The organism is Rothia sp. P7181, assembly GCF_048513015.1.
In the GTDB taxonomy this organism is placed as follows: Bacteria; Actinomycetota; Actinomycetes; order Actinomycetales; family Micrococcaceae; genus Rothia.
In genome coordinates, this window is the sequence record NZ_JBLXXZ010000002.1 from 76033 (window position 1) to 94116 (window position 18084).

At 47.5% G+C, this 18084-nt stretch carries 17 protein-coding genes; 6 read left to right on the plus strand and 11 right to left on the minus strand.

What is annotated here, in order from left to right:
* Window positions 1-18 precede the first annotated feature (18 nt).
* A complete protein-coding gene (gene alr / locus ACN08Z_RS01685; RefSeq protein WP_419102902.1) occupies window positions 19-1215 on the minus strand; it encodes an alanine racemase in 1197 nt (398 codons plus the stop codon).
* Window positions 1216-1344: 129 nt separating this feature from the next.
* On the opposite strand from alr, the gene ACN08Z_RS01690 reads away from it, so the two are divergent.
* The 3 genes from ACN08Z_RS01690 to ACN08Z_RS01700 all read left to right on the plus strand — a co-directional run bounded on the left by ACN08Z_RS01690 (window position 1345) and on the right by ACN08Z_RS01700 (window position 5171).
* Complete coding sequence (locus ACN08Z_RS01690) at window positions 1345-2619, plus strand: glycosyltransferase (protein ID WP_419102903.1); 1275 nt, start codon at window positions 1345-1347, stop codon at window positions 2617-2619.
* A 31-nt stretch (window positions 2620-2650) separates the two neighbouring features.
* Window positions 2651-3448 (plus strand): phosphatase, encoded by a 798-nt coding sequence (locus ACN08Z_RS01695; protein WP_419102904.1) that lies wholly within the window; start codon window positions 2651-2653, stop codon window positions 3446-3448.
* 247 nt (window positions 3449-3695) lie between these two features.
* Complete coding sequence (locus ACN08Z_RS01700; RefSeq protein ID WP_419102905.1) at window positions 3696-5171, plus strand: sugar transferase; 1476 nt, start codon at window positions 3696-3698, stop codon at window positions 5169-5171.
* A gap of 75 nt (window positions 5172-5246) precedes the next feature.
* Here the strand turns inward: ACN08Z_RS01700 and ACN08Z_RS01705 are convergent, their stop codons facing one another.
* From ACN08Z_RS01705 to glmS, 3 genes are all read right to left on the minus strand, one after another.
* Window positions 5247-6194, minus strand: coding sequence for an ADP-dependent NAD(P)H-hydrate dehydratase (locus tag ACN08Z_RS01705; RefSeq protein WP_419102906.1), 948 nt, complete (start codon window positions 6192-6194; stop codon window positions 5247-5249).
* Between the two features lie 35 nt (window positions 6195-6229).
* The gene (locus tag ACN08Z_RS01710; RefSeq protein ID WP_419102907.1) at window positions 6230-6643 is read right to left on the minus strand and encodes a holo-ACP synthase; all 414 of its coding nucleotides are present in this window, start codon (window positions 6641-6643) and stop codon (window positions 6230-6232) included.
* Window positions 6644-6768: 125 nt separating this feature from the next.
* Window positions 6769-8652: a glutamine--fructose-6-phosphate transaminase (isomerizing) gene (glmS, locus tag ACN08Z_RS01715; protein WP_419102908.1), complete on the minus strand. Its 1884-nt coding sequence runs from the start codon at window positions 8650-8652 to the stop codon at window positions 6769-6771.
* A 148-nt stretch (window positions 8653-8800) separates the two neighbouring features.
* On the opposite strand from glmS, the gene coaA reads away from it, so the two are divergent.
* The 3 genes from coaA to mscL all read left to right on the plus strand — a co-directional run bounded on the left by coaA (window position 8801) and on the right by mscL (window position 11056).
* Window positions 8801-9757 (plus strand): type I pantothenate kinase, encoded by a 957-nt coding sequence (gene coaA, locus ACN08Z_RS01720; RefSeq protein ID WP_419102909.1) that lies wholly within the window; start codon window positions 8801-8803, stop codon window positions 9755-9757.
* A gap of 5 nt (window positions 9758-9762) precedes the next feature.
* Window positions 9763-10536, plus strand: coding sequence for a M15 family metallopeptidase (locus ACN08Z_RS01725; RefSeq protein ID WP_419102910.1), 774 nt, complete (start codon window positions 9763-9765; stop codon window positions 10534-10536).
* A 142-nt stretch (window positions 10537-10678) separates the two neighbouring features.
* Window positions 10679-11056: a large conductance mechanosensitive channel protein MscL gene (mscL, locus tag ACN08Z_RS01730; protein ID WP_419102911.1), complete on the plus strand. Its 378-nt coding sequence runs from the start codon at window positions 10679-10681 to the stop codon at window positions 11054-11056.
* Window positions 11057-11229: 173 nt separating this feature from the next.
* Here the strand turns inward: mscL and glmM are convergent, their stop codons facing one another.
* From glmM to ACN08Z_RS01765, 7 genes are all read right to left on the minus strand, one after another.
* Entirely contained in the window at window positions 11230-12588 is a 1359-nt protein-coding gene (glmM, locus tag ACN08Z_RS01735; RefSeq protein WP_419102912.1) for a phosphoglucosamine mutase, read from the minus strand.
* Between the two features lie 25 nt (window positions 12589-12613).
* On the minus strand, window positions 12614-13651 hold the full coding sequence (gene ppk2, locus ACN08Z_RS01740) for a polyphosphate kinase 2 (RefSeq protein WP_419102913.1): 1038 nt from the start codon (window positions 13649-13651) through the stop codon (window positions 12614-12616).
* A 307-nt stretch (window positions 13652-13958) separates the two neighbouring features.
* On the minus strand, window positions 13959-14456 hold the full coding sequence (gene rpsI / locus ACN08Z_RS01745; RefSeq protein WP_419102914.1) for a 30S ribosomal protein S9: 498 nt from the start codon (window positions 14454-14456) through the stop codon (window positions 13959-13961).
* Between the two features lie 32 nt (window positions 14457-14488).
* Window positions 14489-14932 (minus strand): 50S ribosomal protein L13, encoded by a 444-nt coding sequence (gene rplM / locus ACN08Z_RS01750; protein ID WP_419102915.1) that lies wholly within the window; start codon window positions 14930-14932, stop codon window positions 14489-14491.
* Window positions 14933-15196: 264 nt separating this feature from the next.
* A complete protein-coding gene (gene truA, locus ACN08Z_RS01755) occupies window positions 15197-16123 on the minus strand; it encodes a tRNA pseudouridine(38-40) synthase TruA (RefSeq protein WP_419102916.1) in 927 nt (308 codons plus the stop codon).
* Between the two features lie 83 nt (window positions 16124-16206).
* Complete coding sequence (rplQ, locus tag ACN08Z_RS01760) at window positions 16207-16899, minus strand: 50S ribosomal protein L17 (RefSeq protein ID WP_419102917.1); 693 nt, start codon at window positions 16897-16899, stop codon at window positions 16207-16209.
* Between the two features lie 108 nt (window positions 16900-17007).
* Window positions 17008-18000 carry a DNA-directed RNA polymerase subunit alpha gene (locus ACN08Z_RS01765; protein ID WP_419100845.1) on the minus strand — a complete coding sequence of 331 codons (993 nt, stop codon included), beginning with the start codon at window positions 17998-18000 and terminating at the stop codon, window positions 17008-17010.
* Between the last annotated feature and the right edge of the window lie 84 nt (window positions 18001-18084).

Below are 18084 nucleotides of genomic sequence, written 5' to 3' on the forward strand. Positions count from 1 at the left end.
ATTATCGTTCTTCGTCGTTTAGGGGTGGTAGACGCGTGGGACTCGAGCAGAAATGCGGGTGACAATCTCATAGTTGATGGTTTGAGCGGCCTCTGCCCAAGCTTCTACTGGAGGATTCTCCCCTGCCCCAAAGAGTACAACGCGAGCGCCTAAGTATCCGTGTTTGCTCTCTGATAGTCCAGCTTCGCCGAGGTCTATCACCATTTGGTCCATGGCTATTCTGCCGACGACTGTATGGTTTTGTGCGGGGTATCCTTCTCTGTAGATACGTACTGGTGCGTTCTGGGCGATGCGAGGTATCCCGTCCGCGTACCCCATGGGGATGAGCGCTAATGTTGTGGGTTTTGTGGTGCGGTAGTTGAGCCCGTATGAGACTCCTTGTCCAGCGGGTACTTCTTTGACTGCGCTAATGTATGTTTGCACTGTCATAGCTGGTTCTAAACCTAGTTCTTGTGAGGTTTTACCCTCGATGGGGCTTAACCCGTAAAGTCCGATGCCGACGCGTACTGTATTGCAAAGTAGCTCTTGTCCGTAAAGCCCTTCTCCCGTTCCTAGGGTGGCGGGAGTATTTGCTAGGTGAATATATTTTGGGTTCAGGCCTATTGTTTGGGCTTGTTGTACGGCCTGAGAAAAATGCGTTAGCTGTTGTTGTGTTTCAAGGCGTTGAGGTTCGTCTGCGACAGCTAGATGAGAAAAAATACCACAGACGTTGATAAGGCCTTGGTCTTGATATTTTTTGGCTTGGGCGAAGAAAGTCTCCCATTGTTCTGGTACACATCCGTTACGCCCTAGACCGGTATCTATTTTGAGGTGGACGTGGGCGGTTTTGTTGAGTTGTTGTGCTGCACGCGCAATATGTTCGAGATCCCAACCGGAGCTGCCTAGCTGGATGTTATGTTCTATGGCTGTAGCGAATGGGGTGCGGGGGGTGTGTAGCCATGCGATGAGTGGAGCTTCGATTCCTGCTTCTCGAAGTGTTATAGCTTCACTCACGTGTACGACGCCAAGGATGTCTGCGCCAGCTTCTAGTACGGTTTTCGCTACGGGTATTGCACCGTGCCCGTAGGCGTCTGCTTTGATAATGGCGATAAGTGTTCGGTTGCCGATATTTTTTCGGATGGTTTGAACGTTGTGGGTGATAGCTTGTGTGTCAATGATAGCTAGACGTTCTAGGCCGTCTTCGTGTAGCTGTTTTTTGCGGGGTGTTTTGTGCATAGCTAGACTCCTACTGTTCGTGGTTTTTAGTATCTCATGTTCTGCTCTTTTCTGTGTAGTGCATCGTGTTCGTGACGTTATCGAGGATAAATAGGTGCGTCCTTGTTCGTTGTGCAATACAGTAAAGAGGTGCAGCACGATACTACAAAGTTTTTTTCTCAGTTCAGTTCTTCTGATTCGCCTAAGATGCATCTTCATATTCTGTCGATGCATACGTCGCCTTTAGATCAGCCAGGTACTGCGGATGCTGGTGGAATGAATGTGTATATTCTTCGTTCTCTTCAGGCGTTGTTGAAGCTGTATCCGAACCTATCAGTAGAGGTATTTACGTTAGATACTTCTGGTTCTTCTTCACCGTCCGCACAGGTATCGGAGGTGTTACCGCGGACGGTCGTGCATAGTCTTCAAGTTGATGCTGCGGCAGGTGCGTCAAAGGATCAGTTGCCAGCGTTGGTTGATGATTTTGCAAAGGCAGTAGCTGATGCGGCGTTAGAGAATCCTGATATCGTTCATTCTCATTATTGGCTTTCTGGCATGAGTGTTCTTTCTTTGTTAGAGGGGGCGTGGAAGGATTATTCTGTGCCGTGGGTACACACCATGCACACAACCGCCGCTGCTAAGGATGCTCGTTCTGGGCAGGGTGAAGATCGTGAGCCTCAAGCTCGGTACGAGGGTGAGCAGAAGATTTGTCAGCAGGTGACCTCTTTGGTGGTTAATACTGTTGATGAGGCTCAGCAAATGGTGCGTTGGTATGGTGCTCAGGAGGAGAAAACGGTTGTTATTCCGCCGGGGGTTGATTCTCAGGTTTTTCACGATGTAGTGCCTTCTCGTCGGATGAATGAGGGTTCTTCTTCTGAATGTTTTCTGGTATTTGCTGGACGGCCTCAACCGTTAAAGGGGTTGCACATTTTGGTGGAGGCTCTTGCTCTTCTGCCTCAGGACATTTCTGTAAGGTGCGCTTTTATTGGGCAGGGCAGCCCTGAGTATCACCAGCAGCTTGTCTCTCGTGCTGAGGAGTTAGGAGTGGATGAGTGTATTGATTTTTATCCTTCGTATCCACCAGAAGAGTTGGCAGAGTTTTTCCGTAGGGCAGATATTGTGGCTGTTCCGTCGTCTTCTGAGACTTTTGGTTTAGTTGCGTTAGAGGCTCAGGCTTGTGGCGCTGCGGTTTTAGCGAGTGATGTTGATGGGCTAAAAAGTGCTGTTGCTGACGGTGTCAGTGGGGTGTTGGTTTCTCCGCGTACTCCTAAGGCGTGGGCTATTGCTGTAGAACAGATGGTTCGTTCGCCACAGAGTAGGCGTTTATTAGGTCAAAATGGTGCTCACCGTGCCCGTGAGAAAACATGGGAGCATAGTGCGGAAGATATGCTTAGGTTATATAGAACTCTTATGAGTTTGGCGTAGAAAAGTTTCTGTTTTGTCGAAGGAGCGCAATATGTATCCTCAGGGAGTTGGCGTTAAACGTTTTACGATGTCTGATGATGAGTTTATGGCGTATTTAGATGCGTCTAAAATTACGGGTGAGGTTGCGACTGCTCGTGAGAATAATCTAAGCCATATTCAAGGTTTCATTGATGGCAACGAGCATTTAGAGTTTGGGGTGAAATGGACTCGACCATGGACGTATGAGGATGTTTTTGAGGTGATGACGCGTCGGGTTGGTATTGTTTCTGACCCAGAGTTTCGTATGGGTCAGGATACTATTAGTGCCCGTTTGTGTGTTGATGCTTTACGTCGTTATGCTCGTATCTTTGGTGCTGCGGTCCGTGAGAAGAAGTCACTTCTTTTTGCGACAGGGCATCCCGCTGGATTATTTCCTATCTATGCGCAGATGGCACATATTGCGCGTTCTCATGGGGCGCAGGTACTGAGTATTCGTGAGGGTGAACGATTTTTAGATGGGGATCTTCGCCAAATTTTTGATGTCATTGTTTTTGAACAGTATGGCGGTCTTCAACATACTCATTTTCCTGGTCCCATGGATATTGCGTTATCTCAGTTATCTGAGCGTGGTATTGTTCCTGATTTGGTGATTGCAGATCATGGTTTGGCGGGGTTTGCGGCTTCTGTTGGTGTGGATACTATTGGCATTGCGGATTGTAATGATCCAGGGCTTTTTGTATCTGCTGAGCAGGGTCATATTTTGGAGGTTGTTCCGATGGATGACAATGTTACTCCACATTTATATGCCCCTGTTATAGAGTTTATTCTCACAGAAGCGGAACTCATCTAAGCGTCAATCCTTGACACTTATGTCTATTTACCTCAGCAAAGTTCATTCTTTAAGGAAATTTTGTCCACATTTATCCGTTTTCTTGAGGTGATATGCCTATTTGCTGAGTTCATAGGATTATCATGGGGGAAGCGCAATAACATTAGATAGCGTATCATTCACGTACTGATGTTCTACTAGGAGATACAAATTTTTAGGGGTGTCTCCTAGCTCTTTATCTTAGGGAAATATTCGGGGGAATCTTCAGGTGGCTAGCAATACCATCATTAAACAACGTTGGTCAGAGAACCGCGGTCTTAAAACCTGGCAACCTAAAGTTGTTGCAGCGTTGTATCTCTGCGATGCTCTGGTGATTACGTTCACCATCATTTTTTCACATCTTGTGAGTTTTGGTTTCAATAACGCTGAAGTACTCGGTCGTTTTGACGCATCGTGGAATTACGCTGCTACGGGTTTTGTCCTTGCCATTTTATGGTTTATCACTCTTGATATCTCTAATTCTCGCAATATCCGGTATCTCGGACAAGGAAGCGATGAGTATCGTCTAGTTTTCAAAGCCACTAGCTATTTTTTCTGTGGACTAGCTATTTTCTCGTACATGACGAAGGTAGATTTTGCCCGCACCTATATTTTTATAGCCTATCCTCTAGGTCTCATATTACTCTTAGCTGCTCGATGGAGTCTACGACGTTACCTCGTACATTGGCGTCAACGCGGACGTGCTCTCACCCGTGTTTTGGTGATTTCAGATACCGAGTCGGGTAAACACCTCTACGATATTTTGAGGGAAGCGAAGCTTTCTGGGTTGAATCCGGTGGCTTTCTATTTGCCGGGGTATTCCGAAGGAAAAGTCATCTCCGAGGTTGAAGCTCCCATTCTTGGTTATAGCACGGATTCCCAAGAAATTCTGAGAGTATGCGTCGAGAATAATATCCAAGCCGTTGCAGTATCTTCAGGGCATCGACTGACACCAAAACAGTTGCGAACTTTGGGTTGGGATCTCGCAGCCTCTCATATCAAGCTTATTCTCGCCCCAGCCATGACTGATATCGCTGGACCACGTATCCATACCCAGCCGCTTAACGGTGTTCCTCTCATTCACGTATCGACCCCTCGTATGGAAGGATTCTCTGCCTTAATCAAACGGACTATTGATATCGTCTGTTCTACGTTAGGGCTTATTGTGCTAGCTCCTTTACTTATTGCTGTTGGTATTATTATCAAGCTAGATGGTGGACCAATCTTCTTCTTCCAAGAGCGAGTAGGGTACCGTGGTGAAACGTTCAAAATGGTGAAGTTCCGTTCGATGGTGACCAACGCTGAAGAGCTTAAAAAAGATTTGCAAGATCGGAATGAGGGCAATGGCGTTCTGTTCAAAATGGCAAATGACCCTCGTATTACCAAGGTTGGAAAGTTTATCCGTAAATATTCCATCGACGAACTTCCTCAGTTATGGAATGTATTTGTTGGTGATATGTCCCTCGTGGGGCCTCGCCCACCGTTGGAAACTGAGGTCAATCAGTATGAGGAGGAAGCCTACCGCCGTCTACTGGTCAAACCCGGTATTACTGGTCTATGGCAGGTTTCTGGACGTTCTGACCTCTCATGGGAAGAATCTATTCGCTTAGACCTATACTATGTTGAGAACTGGTCAATTACTGGTGACTTTGTTATTCTCTTCCGTACCGTACGCGCAGTCTTCGCTAAGCAAGGCGCATACTAGCACAGTCCATCTTTTTAAAAAATTGGTGGGTGCCCAACTTTGGGCACCCACCAATTTTTTATGAACAGTAAAACACTATTCTGAGAATATTTCTGAGATAGCTTGTGCAATATATTCTGTCACGACACTCGGTGGTGTTGGGCCCCCGCATTCGTTACGATGAACGTTCTGCGCTGCCTGATGATGGATAGCTACAGCGCTTGCGGCTACTCTCAAAAAATCTACGGTAGATAATGAATGGTTCTGTGTTCTGGCTTGGGCATGGCGTGTGGCAAGGAAAGATCCCATAATCCCACTCAGGGTATCTCCACTTCCTGCTGTTGCTAGCCAACTATGAGGTGCTTGGAGTTTGTACCCTTCCTCGTTTTCGGGGCTAGCGATATAGCTCGTGTGCCCTTTGAGAAGTACTGTTGCCCCTGTTAGTCGAGCTGTATGTTGAGCCCAATAGCTAGGGTTTTTGAGAATATCGTGTTGTTCTGGTACATCATGGGCATGATGTTCATTCCATAAAGTGGGGTTCAAGGAAGCAATCCATGTGAGCATCTGGTGTAGTTCTCCGGCATGAGGAGTCACGATACGATGACTTTTAGCTGGGCCGTTTAATGCAATAGATTGAGCAAAATACGGTAGCGCTTGGGCATCTAATACTGCTGGAACCGGTTCATCAAGAATCCGTTCTAGAAGTTCTTGACGTTCTTCACCCGTTGCGCCAGAGCCTGCGCACCATGCATCAGGTGTAGGCATCTTTTCGCGGTTAGTAGTGCATACCGCTTCTGGAACATGCAGGTGTATCAGAAGGTTAAGGGCATCAGTACCAAGAAACCGCACCATTCCCACACCACTATGGACCGCGGCTTTTGTGGCGAGTAGTCCGGCACCAGGGTATTCTGGGCTACCTGCAACGACACCTAATACACCACGAGTGTATTTATGGTCAGTAGGCGTGGGCAGTAGGATGTCATTTTTAAGATCTTCAATAGTGTAAGTGGTATAGCATTGATCGATAGCTTTTAGCGGATCCATGTCTACGTTGTATCCTTAGGGGTACGTTGGCAGTGTTAGAAATTATCCATTCTTTTTGGTGTTCTCGATGTTTTAAGAAGTTCTAGTTCTTCACTGTTAAGGTGTTCTGCTATCACCATAGCAGTGGCTATTGGTTCGTCATGGCTTAGCGTTATATGCCAGTGGTTGATACGTAATTTTTCAGCATATGATTTGACTGTTCCGGACAGAAGAAGTTGAGGTTTCCCATTCACACTATTGGTGATGGAACAGTCTTTCCATGACAGCCCTGATGGTGCCCCTAAAGCTTTTGCAACAGCTTCTTTAACAGCAAAACGTGCTGCCAGTGAGCGTATCGGTTTTTGCTGTTCTTCTTCGCTGAAGAGTCGCTGGCGTAATGCTGGTGTTTTATGGATTATTTTTTCAAACCGGTCGATATTTACCACGTCAATACCTGTCCCAATAATCATCTACTACTCCCCCAATATGAACCATAACGATTCAGGGGGTGGTGAACCATAATTCATGGTTCACCACCCCCTGAAGAAGTCATCTCAACAGCACAAGGTCTTGTCCCGTTGATAGTTTGCGGTTTTTATTCCACTGTCACAGATTTTGCCAAGTTACGTGGCTGGTCAACGTCCAAGCCTTTAGCTCCAGCGAGTGCACATGCAAAAATTTGCAATGGTACGGTTGCTAGCAGAGGCTGAAGAAGAGCTGGGCACTGTGGGTAGGTGATGACGTGGTCAGAGTATGGGAGAACTGCGTCATCGCCTTCCTCTGCAATCACCAAGGTTACTGCGCCGCGTGCTCGTACTTCTTGGATGTTAGAGACAACTTTAGAGTGCAAGGAGTCTCGTCCACGAGGTGAAGGAACAACAACGAAGATGGGTTGTCCTTCTTCAACAAGAGCAATAGGTCCGTGCTTCAGCTCGCCTGCGGCGAAACCTTCTGCATGGATGTATGCAATCTCTTTGAGTTTCAATGCGCCTTCGAGTGCTACGGGGAATCCGACGTGGCGGCCAAGGAACAACACGGACTTAGCATCTTTCATGGAGATACCAAGATCTTTGATTTGTTGTTCTTTGGTGAGAAGCTCTTGAATCTTCTCCGGCATCGCTTGTAGCTCGCTCAAGACCTGCTGAATTTCGTCCTTGTACATGTTGCCACGAAGCTGAGCAAGGTAAAGACCGAGTAGATATGCTGCGGCAATTTGTGATAAGAAGGCTTTCGTTGAAGCTACAGCAATTTCTGGTCCGGCGTGAGTGTATAGTGCTGCGTCTGATTCACGTGGCAAGGTTGAACCGGTGGTGTTGCAAATAGAGACAACTTTTGCGCCTTGTTCTTGTGCGTGTCGTACTGCCATCAGAGTGTCCATGGTTTCACCTGATTGTGAGAGTGAAACCACGAGGGTTTTCTCGTTAACGATGGGGTCACGGTAGCGGAACTCGTGTGCAAGCTCAACTTCGGTGGGGATACGGCACCAGTGTTCAATTGCGTAACGTGCAACCTGTCCAGCGTATGCTGCGGTACCGCATGCGACAACAATAATTTTATCGATGGAGCGGAGAATACTGTCATCAATTTTTAGCTCGTCAAGGGTGAGATTTCCGTTCTCATCGAAACGTCCCATGAGAGTGTCACGTACGGCAGCTGGCTGTTCATGGATTTCTTTTTCCATGAAGGACTCATATCCGCCTTTTTCTGCTGCGGCAGCATCCCATTCGATATCGAAAGGTTTACCTTCTGCGGGGTTTCCTTCGAAGTCGATGATGGAGTAATCGGTTCCGGTAATGGTCACGATTTGGTCTTGTCCCATTTCGACAGCACTCTTGGTGTAGTCGATGAAGCCGGAGACGTCAGATCCAAGGAAGTTTTCGTTTTCGCCAAGACCGATAACAAGTGGTGAGTTACGACGTGTTGCTACCACGCGGTCAGGGAAGTCTGCGTGAATAGCCAAGATGGTGAAAGCACCTTCGAGTCTATTAGACGCTTGACGGATAGCCTCGGTGAGGTCTTTTTCTTCGAGGTTGTTATAGATATCAGCGATGAGGTTTGCTGCGATTTCGGTGTCTGTTTCAGAAAGGAACTGAACACCTTTGGCGCTGAGCTCACTGCGGAGTTCTGCAAAGTTTTCGATAATGCCGTTGTGTACGATCGCTAGGCGGTTATTATCAACGACGTGGGGGTGGGCGTTGGCGTCGTTGGGTCCACCGTGGGTTGCCCAGCGGGTGTGTCCAATGCCAATGTGAGAATCCGCGATGGGGTTCTCTTCTACCTCTTGAACGAGGTTAACTAGTTTTCCTGCTTTTTTACGGAACTCGATGCCTGCATCGCCAACAACAGCAACACCGGCGGAGTCGTATCCGCGGTATTCTTGGCGACGGAGCCCTTCAAGGACAACATCATATGAGTTGTGATCAAATTTTTTACCGTCTGGGTTAGAACCCAGACCAACATATCCTACAATTCCACACATACAGCTAATACTACCTGAGAACCGTGAAAATTTTAGGTGTGTGCCACGCGCGGTGTGGGATACTCGTCGTTGTTTTATCTTCTGACACGTTCTGAGCAAACTGCTCATATTGAGGTTTTTCTAGGTGAAGAGAACTAAAATGTGTTCAATGAGCTCAGCCCCTTTATTATCGCGACACTCACCTTTTCTGGAACTAGATCGTGCCACGTGGTCACGTTTATCTTCGGAGATTGAGGTTCCTCTTAGCGAGTCTGAAATTGAACAATTGCGCGGATTGGGAGAGACTCTCGACGTAGAAGAAGTGCGTAATGTGTATCTTCCGTTGTCTCGCTTATTGAATTTATATGCAAACTCTACTGCCTCTATTAATCGTATGACTAATGATTTTTTGGGGTTATCGCAGCGTCGTGTTCCTTTTATTATTGGAGTTGCGGGTTCTGTAGCAGCAGGTAAATCAACAACGGCACGCCTGCTTCAAGCGTTGCTCAGCCGTTGGCCTTCTACCCCAGATGTTCAGCTCATTACAACAGACGGTTTCTTATATCCCAATGCGGAGCTTGAACGCCGTGGGATCATGGCTCGTAAGGGTTTTCCCGAGTCTTATGATCGTCGTGCGCTATTGCGTTTTATTGCTGATGTAAAGTCTGGCGTGCCACGGGTGAGTGCACCAAAGTATTCGCATTTGTTCTACGACATCATTCCTGACGAAAAAATTGAAGTAACATCGCCTGATGTCTTAATTGTTGAAGGACTTAACGTATTAGCACCGCCTAAATTGCGGGGGCAGAGCCAAGCAGCCTTGTCTTTGAGCGATTTTTTTGATTTCTCTATCTACGTTGATGCCCGAACGAGTGATATCGAGCGTTGGTATATTGATCGTTTCTTGTCTTTACGCGATCATGCTTTTCAGAATCCGGATTCGTACTTTAATCGTTATGCGAATCTTTCAGATGAGGAAGCTGTAGAGATAGCAACTTCAATTTGGCGCACTATTAATGAGCCCAATCTTTTAGAGAATGTTCGCCCCACAAGGGCACGTGCACAACTAATTCTTTCTAAGGGGTCAGACCATAGTATTTCTCGTGTGCTTTTGAGGAAGAATTAGTAGTGATGGCTAAGTCTCGTTCTTTTGGTCGTCGTTGGTTTTTATCTGCTGCGGCGACTCTTTCTTTGTGTTCTTGTAGCTCTCATGCTGAGCAACCTCAAAGTCGCACAGAAGTATCATTGCCTGAGGCTCGAGGGGGAAAGTTAGCACAGGAGTCTCCCATCACGTCGGATTCAACCGAGTCACCGCAGGCGGAGCCTTCAGCGCATCATTTTCGTGCCGATTCTTTATCTGTTCTCGTCAATAAGCAGCACCCTCTTGACCCGATTCACTACCATCCACATGATTTGGTACCTTTTGGGTCGGTATTACTTCGTGAAGAGGCAGCTCAGAACGCTCATGCTTTGTTTGCGGCAGCTACGCGTGAAGGTTTATCTCCTACGACGTTGAGTGGTTATCGTTCGTATGATGATCAGATTAACACCTACGAACATTGGGTGAACACATATGGCAAGGAACAAGCTGACACTGCTTCTGCTCGTCCGGGGTATTCAGAACATCAAACGGGTTTAGCTCTTGATATTGGTTCAGCCGCAGGCAATTGTAATCTTGCAGTATGTTTCTCTCAAACCCCTGAAGCACAATGGTTTGCTCGTTATGCTCACCGTTTTGGTTTTATTCTGCGTTTTCCATATTGGAAGCATGAGCTTACTGGTTATTTTTATGAGTCATGGCATTTTCGATATATCGGGGTGAGTGAAGCCGAACGATACTATCAATCTCACGCTGAATGTTTGGAAACATTTTGGGGTTTTGGTCCGGCACCAGCATACCTCTAAATGAAAAAATCTGATATTTTTTTCAAAAAGTAGGATAGGTCAATATCCCATGTCACACCATGTGACTAAATACACTATTTTCGAGAGAAAATATCTTTTCTAAACATTCAAATTAGTTCAGGACAAAGATACTCTTATATACATGCTTAATGGATTTAAAGATTTTATTACCCGTGGCAACGTCGTCGACCTCGCAGTAGGTCTTATCATCGGCACCGCCTTCACCGCAGTTATCACCGCATTGGTTGAAGCTGTTATCATGCCTGCAATCGCAATGCTTGTTGGCTCCCCCAGCTTCGACGATTTCCTCGTATTCGGAGAAATCAAGATTGGTGTATTCCTCACCGCAGTTGTGAACTTCCTTCTCATCGCAGCAGCTGTTTACTTCGCGATCGTTACCCCCATCAACAAGATGAACGAACGTCGTGCAGCTAAAATTGCAGCTGGCGAAGAAGATGAAGAAGAAGTTGATCCTCAGATCGTTCTTCTCAAAGAGATTCGCGACGCTCTTTCCAAGTAATCTTTATTGAACTAACACAATAAAATACTTAAAAAGTTACTCCCCATATCTTGTACAAGATATGGGGAGTAACTTTTTCCCTTTTTCCTTTTTCACAGCAGAAACATCAACACTGCTCCTGCTATATAGGGGATTCTTATCTATGATGTGTTAGATAAGAATCCCCGTACCACTTACAAACCTAGTTCTCGTTTGACGATATCAGCTAGATAGGCTGCATAGCGATCAGCAGTCTCCTGGTCCGAGGCTTCTACCATGACACGAACCAAAGGCTCAGTTCCTGATGCGCGAAGTAAGACACGGCCAGTTTCACCGAGTTCTTCTTCAACCTCTGCAATAGCTTGTTGAAGCTTCTCACAGGTTGCAACACCATCACGGTCGACTCCCCGAACATTAATCAGGCACTGAGGAGTTGCCTTCATACGGCTAGCCAGTTCTGAGAGTGGAAGACCCGTACGAACAATTTCTGCAGCAAGTTGCAGTCCAGTGAGTACACCGTCACCAGTCGTCGCATAATCGCTCATAATGACGTGGCCGGATTGCTCACCGCCCAAGTTATAACCTTGAGCGTTCATCGATTCAAGAACATATCGGTCGCCTACAGAAGTACGCTCCAATTTGATACCTTGTTCTCGAAGATATAGTTCAAGTCCCAAAGAACTCATCACTGTTGCAACGAGGGTGTTATCTTTGAGCCTTCCAGCTTCATTCATCGCTACCGCAATAATCGACATGATTTTATCGCCGTCAACAAGGTTGCCCTGTTCGTCTACAGCAATGCAACGATCGGCGTCTCCGTCATGGGCAATGCCAAGGTCAGCGCCATGGGCAACGACCATTTCTTGAAGCTTTTCTGGGTGGGTGGAGCCCACTCCATCGTTGATGTTGATTCCATCAGGAGCAGCAGCAACAACTTCGATATCGGCCCCTAGCATGCGGAATGCATCCGGAGAGACACCCGAGGCTGCACCATTTGCGCAGTCAAGGACGACTTTCAGACCGTTAAGGCGTCGATGGCCAGGAATGGTCGAAAGCAAGTGCGTCACGTACCGGTCTTCTCCATCGGTGAGAGGACGTATACGCCCCACTTCCCCACCGGTGGGATATCTGAACTCTTTGGAGCGATACAACGCTTCAATCTCATCTTCGATGGCGTCATCGAGCTTCTTACCGCCTCGAGCAAGGAACTTAATTCCGTTGTCCTCAGCAGGGTTATGTGAAGCTGAAATCATCACACCGAAGTCTGAACCTGTAGCCCCAACCAAATATGCTGCTGCTGGCGTGGGAACTAAACCAGCATCCCACACATCAACACCAGAAGCAGCAAAACCAGCCATCATCGCAGATCCGATGAACTCACCGCTAATACGGGAATCATGGGCGATAAGCGCCTTGGGTCGGGTACCTTTTTCTACCGTATTGAACCCTAATACGATGGAGGCAGCCTGCGCGAGCTCTAAAGCCATACTTGGCGTAATGAGCTCATTCGCCAGACCGCGTACACCGTCGGTTCCAAATAATCTTTTCGACATCACTGGCTATTCTACGCCTTTTAGTCTAATTATCCTCGTCTTTGAGAATTGGAAATCCTTCTGGATTTTCAGGGTCTTCATCATCAAAGACTGCAGAAGCTGGACCGATAATGAGCGAATCAACATTGCCAACAACATCTTTATCTTTATTGGGGTAATCGAATTGGCTCAAAACATGACGCATTGCCTCAAGTCGGGCACGCTTTTTATCGTTAGATTTAATAACGGTCCATGGAGCATCACCGGTGTCTGTATAGAAGAACATTGCTTCTTTTGCCTCAGTATAAGCATCCCACTTATCCAAAGAGGCTAGGTCTGTAGGAGAAAGTTTCCACTGACGTACGGGGTCTGTTCTACGAGAGTTGAAACGAGCTAGCTGTTCTGCTCGTGTCACGGAGAACCAGAACTTGATGAGTTTAATACCAGAGTTCACAAGCATACGCTCCAAATCTGGTACTTCACGCATGAATTCGTAGTATTGCTGTGAGCTGCAATAGCCCATGACTCGTTCGACTCCTGCACGGTTGTACCAAGAGCGGTCCATCATGACGATTTCTCCGCCGGCAGGAAGGTGCGCAATATAGCGTTGGAAATACCATTGGGTTTGTTCTATTTCGGTGGGTTTCTCAAGCGCAACCACACGTGACCCACGAGGGTTTAGGTGCTCAGTAAAACGTTTAATAGAACCACCTTTACCAGCGGCATCTCGGCCTTCAAAGATGATAAGGATTTTCTGTCCGGTTTCTTTAACCCACAATTGTAATTTCAAAAGCTCAATTTGCAGAGCTCTCTTCTCACGTTCGTATTCTTTACGTGAAAGTTTTTTATCGTAGGGATAACCCTTTTTCCAAGCGTCAGAGTCGCTGGTTTCACCTGAAAGTTTCTTCGTCAATGAAGCAATTTCATCTAGCTCAGCTGAATAATCTTCAACGACTGAGACTCGACGTACCTCTTTTTTCAAAGCAGCTTTAATAGCTTCTTTCTGGTGAGTATCGGCTCCAGAAGCAGAGGTTTTTTCAACCTTAGCTTCGGTGTTCTCGTTATTTCCATTGGTAGCTACCATAGCTGCCCTCTCCGTTGAGTTTCTTTTGGTGGTTGGTTCCATTCATATTCTAAAGAGCTTTAGAACTGAGACACAGTGTTACTGGCAGATAGACCCTAATAATCAGGTGTATCGAACGAACCAGCACGCTCTTCTTATCCTACTCTTCTCAGGTTGAGGGTAGAGATTTTTTGTTCATAGAATGAGAGTGCTGCTACACCAGAGCCCTTTTCGAAAAATATATTCCTGAGATACGCCAAAGGCAGAGCCTCCTCTTTGGGAGACTCTGCCTTTGAACAGTGTAGAGCCAAATGCTCTCGTTGCGTGATTAACGCTTGGAGAACTGTGAAGCCTTACGTGCCTTCTTGAGACCTGCCTTCTTACGTTCGATAACGCGTGCGTCACGGGTAAGGAAGCCAGCCTTCTTCAAGGTAGGACGGTTGTTCTCAACGTCGATTTCGTTCAATGCGCGTGAGATACCTAGGCGCAAAGCACCTGCCTGACCGGAAGGTCCACCGCCGTGAATACGTGCGATAACGTCATATGCACCTTCAAGTTCAAGAATTTTGAAAGGTTCGTTAACCTCTTGCTGGTGCAATTTGTTAGGGAAGTAGTTCTCGAGTGCGCGACCGTTGATGGTCCACTGGCCGGTGCCAGGTACAACGCGAACACGAGCAACTGCTGCCTTACGACGACCAACTGCTGCACCTGCAACAGTAAGTGCGGGGCGGGGTGCTTTTGCGTCTTCTGCTACGGGAGCGGAAGATTCAGAAGTGTAGCTGGTTAGCTCTTCTTCTACTACGATCTGCTCTTCATTCTGAGCCACGATTTCTCCTAATGTTCTTTCGTTGGCCCGAATTACTGGGCGACCTGAGTGATTTCGAAGGTCTTAGGCTGCTGTGCAGCATGCGGGTGCTCTGCACCTGCATAAACCTTAAGATTTTTCAGCTGCTGTGCTGCAAGCTTGTTTTTAGGAAGCATGCCTTTAACAGCTTTCTCTACGGCACGAACTGGGTTTGATTCCAAAAGTTCTGCGTAAGAAACTGACTTCAGTCCACCCGGGTAACCGGAGTGACGGTAAGCACGCTTTTGTTCTAGTTTTGCACCGGTTAGTGCAACTTTGCTTGCGTTAACGATAATGACGGAATCGCCAGTATCAACGTGAGGAGCAAAAGTCGGCTTGTGCTTTCCGCGCAGCAGTGTTGCGGTCTGGCTGGCAAGACGACCCAGGATTACGTCAGTAGCGTCAATGACGTGCCACTGGCGTTCTACTTCACCGGGTTTCGGAGTGTAAGTGCGCAAAATTTCGCCTTTGTCTCGTTTGAACAGTTGGCGCTTAGTTGGGTATCGCGCCTAATTACTAATATGCGTCAAACAGGGTTTGGGTGAGGACCAAACGCATCTGTTGTTCTTATATCCTGTACACTTCATAAATATTTGCTCTGCAACTGAGCTATTTCTGAAGGTATTTCAACCAGGACAGAACACGCACAATATATAAGACTATACATGAGGATTACTAGTTAATCCACAGGATTCTCTTTTAATTTCGAGTTCCCCATCACATCAGAGCTCTCTACGAGACCGAGCTTGCCGAGCTTGCATTTCAAAAGCTGATTCTTCGGGGTATGTAATCTCAGATAACGCCAGGCCCCATGGCGGCGCAAGACGTATTTGAGAATCTCGTAACGGGTTTTTAATCCTATCCCCCAACCATTCACTATTATGAGTGCCAGATCCCACCGAAACTGCTGCAGCAATCAACGAACGCACCATGTGATGACAAAAAGCATCAGCACGAATATCAGCACGGATAAGCCCCTGCTCTGTACGATAAAAACTCAACTCACGTAATTGGCGAATAGTTGTCGCCCCTTCACGAGGCTTGCAGAACGACAAAAAATCGTGAAGCCCTAATAACACCTCACAGGCATCATTCATCAGCTCAAGATCTAGTGGCTGATCTACCTGCCACGCTAGGCGTCTGTAAAGGGCAGATTCTCCAGAATAATTACTGCCATCATCAATTAAATAACGATAAGAACGGCCAGTAGCAGAGAAACGAGCGTCAAACGTGTGGCAGGTTGCAGAAACTGCAAGAATACGGATACTCCCATTTAAGAAACCATTAAATCTGGATGGCAGCCCCAGTTCTCGTTCAGCATGAGTGAGTACTCTTCCAAGCACTCCCCTCAACCGACGTTTGAGGGCATCAGCTGGCAAGCTATCGCTCCGCCCGGGAAGGGCATCCCAACGGCTGCGTTCAATATCGCAGTGCACGACCTGATGAGTCGCATGAACACCGGCATCCGTTCTACCACCGACTACTAAACGAACAGGAGCACGAAGAACCATCTCAAGGGCTTGTTCGAGGCAGCCTTCAACGGTTACAAGCCCAGGCTGTTTGGCCCACCCCGCAAAAGGAGTGCCGTCGTATGCTAAATCGATACGCACCCGTTGATTGTGATGTTCTACAGTATCCACATAAGTCATGGTTCTCCCGAATATATAAAAACTCTGCCGTCCATAGTCTAACTACGGACGGCAGAGTTTAGCTAAAAGCCATATGAGGTGAATTATTCAGAAACCTTCTGAGCGGCTTCGCCACCTGCAGGTGCGTATCCTGCAGCTTTAGCGGACTCAGGGGAATCGAACCAGATTTCAGCCTTGGTGCTGGTGTACCAGCGAGATCCAGGAACGTGATACTTCATAGAATCAGCGTTGCCTTTGATTTCGAAGCCTTCAGGAGCTTCGCCGTTTTCCAAAGGAGCGTGTGCACCAGCAGGAAGAGCACCGTTATCGGTTGCTGCAGGAGCAGCAGCTTCGGTTTCAACCTGTGCAGGAGCTTCTTCAGCTACAGCAGAGTTCTTTGCAACGGTGGTTGCTTCAGCAACAGCAGAAGCAGTTGCTACAGGCTCCATCACCAATTCGATAACAGCCATAGGAGCGTTATCGCCCTTACGGTTACCGATTTTGGTGATACGAGTGTATCCACCAGGACGCTCTGCCATTGCAGGAGCAATCACGGTGAAGAGCTCGTGAACTACGGATTTGTCGCTGAGGGAACGTAGAACGCGACGGCGTGCAGCCAAGTCGCCTTTCTTAGCGAAAGTAATCAAACGTTCTGCAACAGGACGCATACGCTTTGCTTTAGTAACAGTGGTGGTAATGCGCTTGTGCTCAAAAAGCTGTTGAGACAGGTTGTTGAGCATAAGGCGCTCGTGTGTAGGGCTTCCGCCGAGGCGAGGACCCTTAGTGGGAGTAGGCATAATTATTTCTCCATGGAATTACTGTTCCATCGCTCCTTTGCGAAGAGTGTGGAACCAAGTTTGTGACCTGAGGTTCGTCTCACCGTAGTGAGGGTATCCGAACCGGGATTAGAAATCGCCGTAAGCGTCGTCGTCGTGCAAACGTGAAGCAAGCTCGAAACCGGGAGGTGAGTCTTTCAACGCAAGACCAAGCTCGGTGAGCTTTGCCTTAACTTCGTCAATAGACTTTGCACCGAAGTTACGAATGTCCATAAGGTCAGCTTCACTGCGAGCAACAAGTTCACCCACAGTGTGGATGCCCTCACGCTTGAGGCAGTTATATGAACGAACAGACATTTCCAAATCTTCAATGGGAAGAGCCAAATCAGCTGCCATTGATTCGTCTGCGGGAGACGGACCAACCTCAATACCTTCTGCAGCAGTATTAAGTTCGCGGGCTAGGCCGAAGAGCTCTACCAAAGTGCTACCTGCCGATGCCACAGCATCACGAGGAACGATAGCTTCCTTGGTTTCGACGTCCAAAATCAAGGAGTCGAAGTCAGTACGCTGCTCAACACGAGTTGCGTTAACGCGGAAAGTAACCTTCAGCACAGGTGAGTAGATGGAGTCGACTGGAATACGACCAATCTCGCCATCACCGGTTTTGTTCTGAGCCGCAGAAACGTAGCCACGGCCACGTTCAATAATGAGCTCAGCATCAAAGTTTGCGCTGGAGTTCAAGGTTGCGATGTGCAACTGTGGGTTATGAATTTCCACGCCGGCTGGAACCTCAATATCACCTGCTGTGAGTTCGCCTTCACCTTGCTTACGCAAGTAAGCGACGACAGGCTCGTCATTCTCAGAAGAGATTGAAAGCTTTTTGATGTTGAGGATAATCTCGGTGACATCTTCGGTAACACCTGGAACGGTGCTGAATTCATGCAAAACACCATCGATGCGGATGCTGGTTACAGCTGCACCGGGGATTGATGAAAGCAACGTCCGGCGAAGGGAGTTACCAAGGGTGTATCCGAAACCCGGTTCAAGGGGTTCGATGGTGAAGCGTGAGCGATTTTCCGCTACGACCTCTTCACTCAGAGTGGGGCGCTGTGCAATGAGCACGATGTTTCCTTTCAGTGAGCATCCGCTATATGAGCTCACAGGTTGGGGAAAACAGGGAATAAGGAAGCAGACGAAGCAGTCTGT

Excerpts from the sequence above, each read along its gene's own strand:
- alr (WP_419102902.1), bottom strand. The coding sequence starts at position 1,215 with ATGCACAAAACACCCCGCAAAAAACAGCTACACGAAGACGGCCTAGAA.
- ACN08Z_RS01695 (WP_419102904.1), top strand. The coding sequence starts at position 2,651 with ATGTATCCTCAGGGAGTTGGCGTTAAACGTTTTACGATGTCTGATGAT.
- ACN08Z_RS01705 (WP_419102906.1), bottom strand. The coding sequence starts at position 6,194 with ATGGATCCGCTAAAAGCTATCGATCAATGCTATACCACTTACACTATT.
- ACN08Z_RS01710 (WP_419102907.1), bottom strand. The coding sequence starts at position 6,643 with ATGATTATTGGGACAGGTATTGACGTGGTAAATATCGACCGGTTTGAA.
- glmS (WP_419102908.1), bottom strand. The coding sequence starts at position 8,652 with ATGTGTGGAATTGTAGGATATGTTGGTCTGGGTTCTAACCCAGACGGT.
- coaA (WP_419102909.1), top strand. The coding sequence starts at position 8,801 with ATGAGCTCAGCCCCTTTATTATCGCGACACTCACCTTTTCTGGAACTA.
- ACN08Z_RS01725 (WP_419102910.1), top strand. The coding sequence starts at position 9,763 with ATGGCTAAGTCTCGTTCTTTTGGTCGTCGTTGGTTTTTATCTGCTGCG.
- mscL (WP_419102911.1), top strand. The coding sequence starts at position 10,679 with ATGCTTAATGGATTTAAAGATTTTATTACCCGTGGCAACGTCGTCGAC.
- glmM (WP_419102912.1), bottom strand. The coding sequence starts at position 12,588 with ATGTCGAAAAGATTATTTGGAACCGACGGTGTACGCGGTCTGGCGAAT.
- ppk2 (WP_419102913.1), bottom strand. The coding sequence starts at position 13,651 with ATGGTAGCTACCAATGGAAATAACGAGAACACCGAAGCTAAGGTTGAA.
- truA (WP_419102916.1), bottom strand. The coding sequence starts at position 16,123 with ATGACTTATGTGGATACTGTAGAACATCACAATCAACGGGTGCGTATC.
- rplQ (WP_419102917.1), bottom strand. The coding sequence starts at position 16,899 with ATGCCTACTCCCACTAAGGGTCCTCGCCTCGGCGGAAGCCCTACACAC.